We start from the raw sequence: 11,056 nt of genomic DNA, 5'->3' as shown, positions 1-11,056 counted from the left end.
GCAACTACCATTTTACTGGCTTTTCCTCTTTGAGTCACTCTTTTTATTTACTGTTGCACTTGCATTGTAAATCGGCACGATGAGAAAGTCACCAAAGAATCGCCGGGGGACGGCGGGCGGCCCAGTGTGCCGCCCCTACAGCAGATCTGGAAGCGGGCCCTTCTTTTTCGTAGGGGCCGGACACTGGCCGGCCCGCCGATAATAGACCAACTATCACCTGCTCGGCAAAGCCAGGCGCAGAGTTGGGACCGCACCGAATGCAATTTTTGCAAACCCAGGGCCCAGTGGCCCGGCGGGAATTTAGAGTGTCACTCAGATTTTGCGCGCCGGAAATTCTGCAAAATTCAACAGGTACGCGTCCCCCGTAATGGGGTCCAGGGGGTGAGCGAATATGAGCGCGAAGCGCTCATCCTGAGCTCCCCCCCTGGTGCCTCTTTGGCTTCTTTCTGGGCATCCAGAAAGAAGCTCGCCGCCCGCAGGCGGCGAAACCTCCCGCGCACAGTCCGATCAAGTCCAACTCCATTGATCTACGTTGTTGACAATAGACCACCCATGCCCATGGGGATGAATTTTCTGCTCTGCGATCCGAAGCCCATCCCGCACCCAGTAGAGGTGGTCCACATTCACCAGCCACACCCAGGGCACGTCCCCCTCCTGGGTGACGCCGGTGGCGCCGTCCCACTGGGCGAGCTGCCAGAGCTCATAGGACTCCTCCAGATCGGTGCTGGCCAGGGCAGCGTCCATGTAGGAATCCACCGTGGGGTTGGAGTAGGGGGTGTACTGGGCGGAGCCGGTATCCCCGATGGTGTGATAGAGGTTGTAGAGCTCCATGGGGGTGTGGGCCCCCCAGCCCCAGATGAGGGGCTGGGACAGGGCCCGGTCATAGGCGGTGTCCCAGCCCACCCCCTCCAGGGTGCAGGCGATGCCCAGCTCCTCCATCTGGTTGGCGAAGTCGGCGCACAGGGCCTGGCGCACAGAATCTCCTGTGGAGTAGAGCAGATTCAGCTGAGCCCGCACCCCGTCCTTGTAGCGGTAGCCGTCGTCGGACAGGAGCCAGCCCGCCTCCTCCAGCAGGGCAGCGGCCCCGTCGGGGTCATAGGCCACTTCTGAGGCCTCGTTGTACCAGGGCAGGCCGTCGCACACGCTGTAGGCGGGGGAGCCGTAGCCGTTTAACACGTGGTCGATCATCTCCTGGCGGTCCACCCCCATATTGATGGCCCGGCGGACCCGCACGTCGGAGGTGAAGTCATTGCCCACGGTCCGGCCCTGGCTGTCCGTCCCGGCGGGGACGGCGGGGAGGTTGAACCCCCGGTTGTCCACACTGTCGTAGGCGGCCAGAGTGTAGCCGCCGATGCTTTGGTCGGAGTAGGTGGCCGAGGTGTAGGCCACGTCCACCTGCCCCGCCTGGGCGGCCAGGAAGGCGGCATCCTCCTCCATAAAGAGGATGACCACCCGGCGCATTTTTGGGGCTTCCCCGTAGTAGTCCGGGTTGGCCTCCAAAATCACCTGCTGGCCCCGGTCCCACTGGACCAGGGTGTAGCGGCCCGAGCCGATGGGGTTGGAACCGTAGGTGGCCGAATCATAGGCGTGCTCCGGCAGGATGCCCACGATGGCCATGGTGTAGGGCCAGATGGAGAAGGGGCGGGTCATGTGAAAGACCACGGTGGTCTCATCCGCGGCTTCCGCATAGTCCAGCATGGTGAAGTCGTTCACTGAGCTGGAGGTTTTCACCGTGTTGTAAGTAAAGGCCACATCCTCCGCCGTCAGGGGCTTCCCATCGGTGAAGGACACGTCGTCCCGGATGGTCACCGTCCAGGTGAGGCCGTCCTCGCTGACGGTGTATCCGGTAGCCAGGTCATAGCCGATGGTCAGGTCCGTATTGGTGACCGTGAGGGTGGACTGGATGAGGGGCTCGTGGACGTGCTCCCCGGCCCCCCAGCCGAAGGCGGGATCAAAGCCGGAGGCGGGCTCAGAGTTGGGGTCCATGGCTACCACTACTGTGTCCGTCCCCTGGGCGGGGCCGGAGGGGGAGGAGCCGGCGGCGGCATTTCCACCGCAGCCGGCCAGAATACCCATCAGCAAAGCGGCGGACAGGAGCAGGGAGAGGATTCGTTTCGTTCCCATGGAATTTGGCGCCCTCCTCACTTGGATTCCGAGCCGTTCAGCTGCCCCAGAGCCTCCTGAAGGACCGCCTGATAGGGGACTCCGTGCTCCCGGGCCAGGGCGGCCGCGTCCTCAAACTCCGGTTTTGTGTGAGTGACGCCGTAGCCCTGGGCCAGCTTCAGGCGCACCGGACCCCACTGGGTCTGGACCTGGCCCACTCCCGGCGTCAAAAAATACTTGCCGCAGCGGCGCACCCGTAAACCGTTGGTGGTGGTCTCAGTGAGGATGTGCCGGGCCATGTCCCCCTCCCGCTCGGGGGCACACAGAACGGTGAGCACGTGGCCGGGGCGGCCCTTCTTCATGGTGCCGGGGGTGACGTACACGTCCAGAGCCCCCTGTTCCAGCAGGCGGGAGCAGGCGAAGGCCAGGGCTTCGGGGGTCATGTCGTCGATGTTGCATACCAGCTCCAGAATCTCCCCGCTGGCTCCCTCCGCGGTCTCTCCCAGGAAGGCCCGGACGCAGTTGGCCTGTTCAAACTGCTTGGTCCCGATGCCCACGCCCACGGCCTGGGTGGACATCACCGGCATGGGGCCGAAGGACTGGGCGAAGTGGGTGAGCAGAGCGGCCCCGGTGGGAGTGCACAGCTCCCCCCGGACCGTCCCGCCGTAGATAGGCACCCCGGAGAGGAGGTTGGCGGTGGCGGGAGCGGGGACGGGCATGACCCCGTGGGCGCACCGCACCGTGCCGCTGCCCACATGGACGGGGGAGGCCAGGATCTGGTCGGGCTGGAGCAGGTACAGGGCGTAGCACACCCCCACCACGTCGGCCACCGCGTCCAGGGCCCCCACCTCGTGGAAGTGCACGTCCCCCACGGGGCAGCCATGGGCCTTGGCCTCCGCCTGGGCGATGGCATCGTACACCCCTCTGGCGTGGGCTTTTACCTCCTGGGGCAGGGGGAGGCGGTCGATGACGGCTCCGATGTGGCCCGGGGTGGCGTGGTGGTGATGATGGTGGTGCTCCTCCCCGTGGTCATGGTTATGGTCGTGGCTGTGGCCGTGCTCATGCCCATGATCGTGCTCGTGTTCGTGGTCGTGGTGGTGATGCTCTTCCCCGTGGCGGTGGAGATGGGCCAGGCCGGCGGCCTCCGGGGCGGGGGGCTCCACCTCCTCCTGGCCGTCCACCGTCACTGCCATGTGGGTGCCCGCGATGCCGCAGGTGGAGGCCGCCTGTGCCTCCAGGCGCACCCCGGGGAGCCCCAGGCTGTTCATAGTGTCCAGGAACCCCTGCTTGTCCTCCAGCAGTTCATACAGGGCGGCCATGAGCATGTCCCCGGCGGCCCCCATATTGCATTCCAAGTAAAGCGTTTTCATTTTATTCCACCAGACCTTCCATTTGATTGATGCGGCTGGCCAGGTACCCCGCGCCGAAGCCGTTGTCGATGTTGACCACGCTGCACCCGGAGGCGCAGGAGTTGAGCATGCTCAAGAGGGCGGACAGTCCGCCGAAGCTGGCCCCATAGCCCACGCTGGTGGGCACCGCGATGACGGGGCAGTCCACCAGCCCGCCGATGACCGAGGCCAGGGCCCCCTCCATCCCCGCCACGGCGACCACGCACCGGGCGGACATGAGGGTGTCCAGGTTGGCCAGCAGCCGGTGGAGTCCGGCCACCCCTACGTCATATAGGCGGGTGACCTGATTTCCCATAGCCTCGGCGGTGAGGGCGGCCTCCTCGGCCACCGGCATGTCGCTGGTGCCCCCGGTGGCCACCACGATGTTCCCCAGCCGCTTCTGTTCTCCGGGGTAGGCCAGGCCCAGCCGGGCCTCCGGGTAGTAGTCCAGGGGGACCGACTGACTCACCAAGTCCGCCGTTTCCTGGGAAATACGGGTCACCAGAATGTTCCGGCAGCCCCGCTCCCCCATGGTCCGGGCGATCCCGGAGATCTGCTCCGGGGTCTTGCCCGCCCCGTAGATCACCTCGGCCGCCCCCTGGCGGACGGAGCGGTGGAAGTCCACCTTGGCGTAGCCCAAGTCCTCAAAGGGGGCCTCTTTTAACTTCAGAAGGGCGTCCTCCGGGGTGGTCTCGCCGGAGGCCACCCCCCTCAAAAGGGCGAGAATGTCGTGTTTATTATCCATGTTGAAAACCTCCATTGACTGACGGCGCACATGGGGTAGTGCGCGGTAGGGCGGGGGCTCGCCCCCGCCGTATGAGGACGCGCCCTTATTCGATGCTGCGGGGCTTCAAGTCCAAAAGTATCCCATCAAACGCGGCCCCAAGGGCGGCGGAGACTGCCTCACGCTGTTCCAAAACCAGGGGCAGCTGCTCCCCCGTCACCTGGAGCCGGGCCGCCCCGTGGAAGAGACGTACCCGGAAGTCCCGGAACCCCAAGGCTTCCAGTGCGCACTCCGCCCGCTCCACCCGGTCCAGGTCCCCTTTCGTAATGGGGGTGCCGATGGGGATGCGGGTGGCCAGACAGGCGTAGGCGGGCTTGTCCCAGGTGAACAGCCCTGCCTCCCTGGAGCGGCGGCGCACCTCCTCCTTGGTCAGGCCGCACTCCCGCAGGGGGGAGCGAACCTCCAGCTCCCGGAGGGCCCGCATGCCGGGCCGGTCCCCCGCGTTGTCCGAGGCGTTGGTGCCGTCCAGAAGCACCGTGTATCCGTCGTCCCGGGCGGCTGCCCACAGTTGGGAGAACAGGGCGGTCTTGCAGTGGTAGCACCGCTGGGGGCCGTTGGCCGCCGCCTCCGGGACGGCCAGAATGTCCGCCTCCACCACCGTCATGGGAACTTTCAGCTCCGAGACCAGGCTGTGGGCGTCCTCCAGCTCGAACTGGGGCTGGAAGGCGGTTTTCACATAGTAGGCCCGCACGTCGCAGCCGCACTTCTTGGCCGCCCACAGCAGGAAGGCCGAGTCGGTCCCGCCGGAGAAAGCCACGGCGGCGCGGGGTACCTGAAGAAAAAATTCCTCTAAGGTCAAGTAAAAAGCTCCTTTCACAAAAAAAGACACCTGTTTTCCCCAGCTTCGGCGGGAAAAAGCAGGCGCCTTCGTGACACCAAGTAACAGGAAAAGCAAAAAACGAAAGGTACAGGGAGCGGAACTCCGGCTTGGCCGGACGGTCCGGTTTCGTGCCGGAATTGTGTGAACTCCCTGGGACAGTCTTAGTGTAACATCTGGAGTATACTCCAAGTCAAGGGGGGAACGGGAAAATTTTTCTCTTTTGCCTCAAAATTATTTTAGCATCCGCCGGGCCCACCGCTCTTTCTGAGGTGTATACGGGGGATACCGCAGGGGCATGTCCAGCCGGGTGGAAGTTTTCAAAACTCCCTTTTCATGGCTGAAGGTGAGGAAGCTCCGCTTTCCGTGGTAGGCCCCCATGCCGCTGTTCCCCACCCCGCCGAAGGGCAGGCGGGAGGAGGCCAGGTGGAGGATGGTGTCGTTGACGCACCCGCCCCCGAAGGAGAGCTCCCGGAAGACACGGCGCTCGGCAGTGCGGTCTGAGGTAAACAGGTACAGGGCCAGGGGCCTGGGCCGGGCGCGAACAAAGGCGATGGCTTGGTCCAGGGAGTCCACCGTGAGCACCGGCAGGATGGGCCCGAAAATCTCCTCCTGCATGACCGGGTCCTCAGGGGTCACCCCGTCCAGCACCGTGGGGGCGATGCGCAGCCGCTCCGGGTCACAGCCGCCCCCCACGACCACCTTCTCCCGGTCCAGGAGGGAGGCCAGACGTGTAAAGTGTTTTTGGTTTATGATCTTTCCATAGCCCGGATTTTGCAGGGGGTCCGGGCCGTACATGCGGCCAATTTCACGGCTGATTTCCGACAAGAACTTTTCCTTTACAGACTGGGATACCAGCACATAGTCCGGAGCCACGCAGGTCTGGCCGCAGTTGAGGAATTTCCCAAAGGCGATCCGCCGGGCGGCCACGGTCAGGTCGGCGGTCCCGTCCACAATGCAGGGGCTCTTGCCTCCCAGCTCCAGGGTGACGGGGGTGAGGTGGGCGGTCGCCTTGGTCATCACCTCCCGGCCCACGGTTACGCTGCCGGTGAAGAAGATGTAGTCGAAGGACTGCTCCAGCAGGCACTGGTTCTCCTGCCGCCCGCCCTCCACCACGGCGGCGTGCTCCGGGGGGAGGGCCTCCCCGATGAGGGCGGCCAGCACAGCGGAGGTATGGGGGGAGTAGGCGGAGGGTTTTACCACCGCGCAGTTCCCCGCCGCCAAGGCCCCGATGAGGGGCTCCAGGGTGAGGAGGACGGGGTAGTTCCAGGGGGAGAGGATGAGTACCACCCCGTATGGCTCAGGCAGAACGGAGCACCGGCCGGGGAACTGGGCCAGGGAGGGGAGGACCGGCCGCCGGCGGCTCCAGCCCTTCACATGCCTGCGCACATAGCGCAGCTCGGACAGGGTGAGGCTGATCTCACACAGAAACGCCTCCATCCGGGACTTGCCCAAATCCGCCTGGAGGGCCCGGTACAGGTCCTCCTCGTGGTCCAGGATGGCCTTTTCCAGCCGGCCCAGGGCCTGGATGCGGGCCTGGACCGGGAGGGTCCGGCCGGAGAAAAAGTGGGCTCTCTGCTGTTCCAGCAGGGCCTGAATCGCTTGTTCGGTGGGCATGGCGCGCCTCCCTCTAACAGTTTCCCATCTATCTTGCCCCAAATGAAGCAAAAGGTCAAGAAAAATTCCGCCGAAACTGCGGTATAATAGGAGAAAGACGGGAGGGAAAAGGATGAGCAGGCGGTATTGTTTTGAGGCGGTGCTGGAAGCGGTGCCGGCGCGGGGCGGGGCCTACGTGCGCTTCCCCTATGACCTGCGGCAGGAGTTCGGCCGGGGCCGGGTGCGGGTGCAGGCCGACTTTGACGGGGTCCCCTACCGGGGCAGCCTGGTCTATATGGGGGTGTTCCGGGAGGATGGGACGCCCTGCCCCATTCTGGGGGTGCGGAAGGACATCCGGGAGCGGCTGGGCAAACAGCCCGGGGACACCGTGACCGTCACCCTGGAGGCTCTGGAGGAATAAATAACAGCCCGCCGCTGAACAGTCTCAGCGGCGGGCTTTACATTTACAGGTCCGTGCGGGGCTTGGCGCTCATCTCCCAGAAGTGGAGCTCATGGAGGGAGCAGGCCCGGAAGATCTCCAGGCACGCCTGCTGGCGCTCGGGGCTCAGGTCCCGGCAGACCCGGTCGGTGAAGCGGCACCAGGTTTCACAGGCGGCCTCATAGTCCGGGCTGGCGTAGTCCCGGACCAGAGGCCAGAAGAGGGAGTCCTTCAGTCCGGGGGCCTGCTGGAGCAGGCGCTGGAAGATCCAGGCGTAGCTGAGCATACAGGGGAGGCAGGCCATCATGCATTCGGGGGTGCCCTCCCCATCCCGGGCGGCCTGGATCATGCAGTCGGTGTAGGCCTGATTTTCCGGGCGGAGAGGGAGGTGCTGAATGTCCCCATCGGAGAGGCCGAAGTACCGGAGGTAGTGAAGGCGGGTGGCACCCTCCCCCTCGTTGACAAAGGAGAGGAGGGAGTAGTAGCTGCGGATGGCGTCCATGTCCTCCGCCTTGGTCATGCCCCAGGCGAACACCTTGGCGTACTCCCGGAGGTAGAGGCTGTCTTCCACGATGTACCCCTTGAGGCACTCCGGGTCCAGGGAGCCGTCCGCCATGCGCTGGAGGAATTCACTGTTCAGACAGTCCTGCCAAATGGGGAGGCTGTCTTCCACGAGACGCTTGGTAAATGACATATCAGACACCTGCTTTCACGGTCCGGCGCAGCCGGGAGATGGGGAGGAGCGAGACGATGATGATGGTGGCCAGCCCCTCGGTTCCGTGGCCGGAGAGGTTGGCGAGAATGCTGTAGGCCCAGGGGCCGTAGCCGTCCCAGGCGTACTGGGCGAAGAAGACGGCCCCGGCCATGATGTGGCTGGTGACGCTCAGGACCACGGCCAGAGCGGTGCCCGCCACGATCTTCCACCGGCGGTCGGTGCCGAAGATGCCGGCGTAGCCCAGGGCGGAGAAACAGATGAGCTGTTCCACAAAGGGCTGAGCCCAGTGGACCGGCTGCCACTCCGGCAGCAGGAGCATGGCCAGCACCCCGGTGACCCAGCCCGCGCAGAAGGCCACCTGGGGCCGGTGGATCAGGGAGAGCAGCAAAATGGGGAGCATGGCCCCCAGGCTGATGTGACTCCCGTTGGGGAGGGTGATGAGAAAGCAGCGCAGCACCAGGGTAGCGGCGGACATGAGACCGGCCAGACAGATGTCCCGGGAGGTGAGACGCAGCCCCCGGCACAGCCAGATGGTGGTCCCGAGGACGGCGACGGTAAAAATGCCGGCGATGAGCTCAGTCACGGACGTACTCCCCCTTCAGGTCAAAGAGATGATCCATGGGGCCCTGTCCCGTCCCCAGGTCCAGCATGGCCGCCAGGGCTCCGGACAGATAGGCCTTGGCCCGCTCCACCGCGGTGTCCAGGTCATAGCCCTTGGCCAGGTTGGAGGCGATGGCGGAGGAGAGGGTGCACCCGGTGCCGTGGGTGTTGGGGTTGTCGATCCTGCGGCCGTGGAACCACTTGCAGGTCCCGTCCCGCCACAGAAGGTCGTTGGCGTCGTTCAGGTCGTGGCCCCCTTTGCACAGGACGGCGCAGCCGTAGGTCTCCCCGATGGCCTGGGCGGCCTTCTCCATGTCGGCGGGGCCGGAGATGGTCAGGCCGGAGAGGACCTCCGCCTCGGGGATGTTGGGGGTGAGGACGGTGGCCAGGGGGAGCAGCAGCTCCTTCAGGGCGTCCACCGCCTCCTGGGAGATGAGGCGGGAGCCGCTGGTGGCCACCATTACCGGGTCCACCACGATGTTTTTGGCCTTGTACTGCTTCAGCTTGTCCGCGATGACCTCAATGAGGCCGGTGGAGGAGACCATCCCGGTCTTGACCGCGTCGGGGAAGATGTCGGTGAAAATGCAGTCCAGCTGGCTGGCCAGAAATTCCGGGGTGGACTCGAGGATGCCGTAGACGCCGGTGGTGTTCTGGGCCGTCAGGGCGGTGACCGCGCTCATGGCGTATACGCCGTTGGCGGTCATGGTCTTGATGTCGGCCTGGATTCCGGCGCCTCCGCTGGAGTCGCTTCCAGCGATCGTCAATGCTGTTTTCATGGGAAAACTCCTTTCTGAATTTCAAATGCATTGAAGTTTTGTACCGCGACAGCAGGTGGTGCCCCCAAGCTGCCGCTCCTACTTTTCTTGAAAGAAAAGTAGGCAAAAGAACTTTGTGCGAAACTTCGTTTCGCCTCTCTTTGGTTTGAGCATACTGTGTGCTTGATTGGGTGAATGCCTCTCTTAACTGGGGGCTGTTTTCGCAGGGGATTTTCTTAAGCCTTCCCCATGGAGGGAAGGTGCCGAGCGCATGCGAGGCAGATAAGGGGGCAATCCTCCCCAAAGCCTTCCCCTTGGGGGGAAGGTGGCTGGCCGTCAGGCCAGACGGATGAGGGGACGATATTTGCTCCGCTTTGTTTGGACAAATCCGGCAGGGCGGGGCCTGCCCCGCCGCTTCTTTCCGGTTTCTTTCTAGAGATGCGGAGAGGGTTTCGCCCTGCGGGGCGAGTTTCTTTCCCAGCGATGGGAAAGAAACCAAAGGATCGCCGGGGGACGGCTCCAGATGAGCACTTTGTGCTCATAGTCGCCTTTCCCCCGGGCCCCCATTACGGGGGACGCATACCTATTAGGTTTTACAATATTTCCGGCGCGCAAAATCTGAGTGGCTTTTTACGATTACATCCGGGCCACTGGGCCCTGGGTCTGCAAAAATTGCCGCTGGTGCGGTTCCACTTCTGCGCCTGACTTGGCCGAACAGGTGACAGCTGGTCTGTCATCGCGGGCCGGTCTGGGACCGGTCCTACGAAATGGGGGATAGCTTCTGTGTTTGCCGTAGGGGCGGGTCCGTGATCCGCCCGCCAGGCTTCGGACGAGTCCCACGTAAAGCCGTAGGGGCGGCACACTGGGCCGCCCGTCGATTTCCCACCTACCTACTTGGGCCCGGAAGACAGGGCAGCGGCGAAATCCTTATTCCGCGAGGCATTATTTCAACAACGCTAAAAACCCCAGATCATCCAGCCTGGGCAGATACCAGTCGCAGATCTCCCGCAGAGCCTCCTGATCCCCCTCCGCCGAGGGGTCATACACCCCGGCCACCAGGAACCCCGCCTCCTTGGCGGTCCGGGCGGCGTGGAGGGCGTCCTCAAAGACGATGGTGTGTTCCGGGGCGGAGCCCAGGCTCCGTGCGGCGGCAAAATACACGTCCGGTCTGCTCTTGGAGCCGTACTGGAGGGAGCTGAAGGCGAACAGAAAGTGCTTCCACAGCCCCAGGCGGACCATGGCGTCCCGGGCCTGGAAGGCCTCGCTGGCGGTGGCGATGCCGCAGGGGACCCCCAGGGCGGCCAGCCGCTCCAGCAGTATGTCCGCCCCCGGCTTCATGGGGACCTTGTCCCGGTACTCGTCCGTCACCAGGTCGTTCACCCCGTCCATCACCTGCTCCGGGGTGCAGGGGAGGGAGAACCGGGCCACCATGTACTCGGAGGCCTCCCGGCGGCCCATCTCCTTGATGTCCTCGGCCAGGTCCTCCGGCGGCTCTCCGCCAAACTGTCGGACCAGGGCCTTGGGGGCCTCGTTCCAGATGTACATGGAGTCGGTCAAGGTGCCGTCCAGATCGAAAATTGCGCCTGTCAGCTTCATTTGGAGATCATCTCCTGGGTCTTGAGGAGAAGGGTGTGAGCGGCCTGCTGAATGTCCGGCTGGCCGTAGATGGCGGAGACCACTGCGATACCGCAGATGCCGCTGCCCGCCAGGGCCTGGACGTTGTGGGCCCCGATGCCTCCGATGGCCACCACCGGGATGTCCACGGCCTCACAGATGGCCTTCAGAGTGTCATAGCTCACCGCGTCCGCGTCGTCCTTGGTGCCGGTGGGGAACACCGCCCCCACCCCCAGATAGTCAGC

General features: G+C 64.4%; 11 protein-coding genes. 1 reads left to right on the top strand and 10 read right to left on the bottom strand.

The features are described 5' to 3' along the window. Positions 1 to 507 precede the first annotated feature (507 nt). From H6B31_RS15205 to H6B31_RS15185, 5 genes are all read right to left on the bottom strand, one after another. Positions 508 to 2,124, bottom strand: coding sequence for an ABC transporter substrate-binding protein (locus H6B31_RS15205; RefSeq protein ID WP_204899278.1), 1,617 nt, complete (start codon positions 2,122 to 2,124; stop codon positions 508 to 510). Between the two features lie 17 nt (positions 2,125 to 2,141). After that, complete coding sequence (gene larC, locus H6B31_RS15200) at positions 2,142 to 3,458, bottom strand: nickel pincer cofactor biosynthesis protein LarC (protein WP_346014098.1); 1,317 nt, start codon at positions 3,456 to 3,458, stop codon at positions 2,142 to 2,144. A 16-nt stretch (positions 3,459 to 3,474) separates the two neighbouring features. Then, on the bottom strand, positions 3,475 to 4,236 hold the full coding sequence (larB, locus tag H6B31_RS15195; protein ID WP_204899276.1) for a nickel pincer cofactor biosynthesis protein LarB: 762 nt from the start codon (positions 4,234 to 4,236) through the stop codon (positions 3,475 to 3,477). Positions 4,237 to 4,321: 85 nt separating this feature from the next. Then, complete coding sequence (gene larE / locus H6B31_RS15190) at positions 4,322 to 5,074, bottom strand: ATP-dependent sacrificial sulfur transferase LarE (protein ID WP_204899275.1); 753 nt, start codon at positions 5,072 to 5,074, stop codon at positions 4,322 to 4,324. Positions 5,075 to 5,326: 252 nt separating this feature from the next. Then, a complete protein-coding gene (locus H6B31_RS15185) occupies positions 5,327 to 6,709 on the bottom strand; it encodes an aldehyde dehydrogenase (protein ID WP_204899274.1) in 1,383 nt (460 codons plus the stop codon). 112 nt (positions 6,710 to 6,821) lie between these two features. Here H6B31_RS15185 and H6B31_RS15180 point away from each other — a divergent pair, with 112 nt between their 5' ends. Beyond that, the gene (locus tag H6B31_RS15180) at positions 6,822 to 7,109 is read left to right on the top strand and encodes a DUF1905 domain-containing protein (RefSeq protein WP_204899273.1); all 288 of its coding nucleotides are present in this window, start codon (positions 6,822 to 6,824) and stop codon (positions 7,107 to 7,109) included. 43 nt (positions 7,110 to 7,152) lie between these two features. Here H6B31_RS15180 and H6B31_RS15175 read toward each other — a convergent pair whose 3' ends face one another. The 5 genes from H6B31_RS15175 to H6B31_RS15155 form a co-directional block, all read right to left on the bottom strand. Further along, positions 7,153 to 7,821, bottom strand: a complete 669-nt coding sequence (locus tag H6B31_RS15175) for a TenA family protein (protein ID WP_204899272.1) — start codon at positions 7,819 to 7,821, stop codon at positions 7,153 to 7,155. A 1-nt stretch (position 7,822) separates the two neighbouring features. Next, a complete protein-coding gene (locus H6B31_RS15170) occupies positions 7,823 to 8,425 on the bottom strand; it encodes an energy-coupled thiamine transporter ThiT (protein WP_204899271.1) in 603 nt (200 codons plus the stop codon). Then, on the bottom strand, positions 8,418 to 9,218 hold the full coding sequence (gene thiD, locus H6B31_RS15165) for a bifunctional hydroxymethylpyrimidine kinase/phosphomethylpyrimidine kinase (RefSeq protein ID WP_204899270.1): 801 nt from the start codon (positions 9,216 to 9,218) through the stop codon (positions 8,418 to 8,420). Before thiD ends, H6B31_RS15170 begins: the two co-directional genes overlap by 8 nt. Positions 9,219 to 10,139: 921 nt before the next feature. After that, positions 10,140 to 10,793 (bottom strand): HAD family hydrolase, encoded by a 654-nt coding sequence (locus H6B31_RS15160; RefSeq protein WP_204899269.1) that lies wholly within the window; start codon positions 10,791 to 10,793, stop codon positions 10,140 to 10,142. Further along, a partial coding sequence (locus tag H6B31_RS15155) for a thiamine phosphate synthase (protein WP_204899268.1) occupies positions 10,790 to 11,056 on the bottom strand: 267 nt, incomplete at its 5' end. The genes H6B31_RS15160 and H6B31_RS15155, both read right to left, overlap by 4 nt.

This window comes from Pseudoflavonifractor capillosus, from assembly GCF_016899775.1.
Taxonomy (GTDB): domain Bacteria; phylum Bacillota; class Clostridia; order Oscillospirales; family Oscillospiraceae; genus Lawsonibacter.
This window is presented reverse-complemented; position numbering and strand designations above follow the sequence as displayed.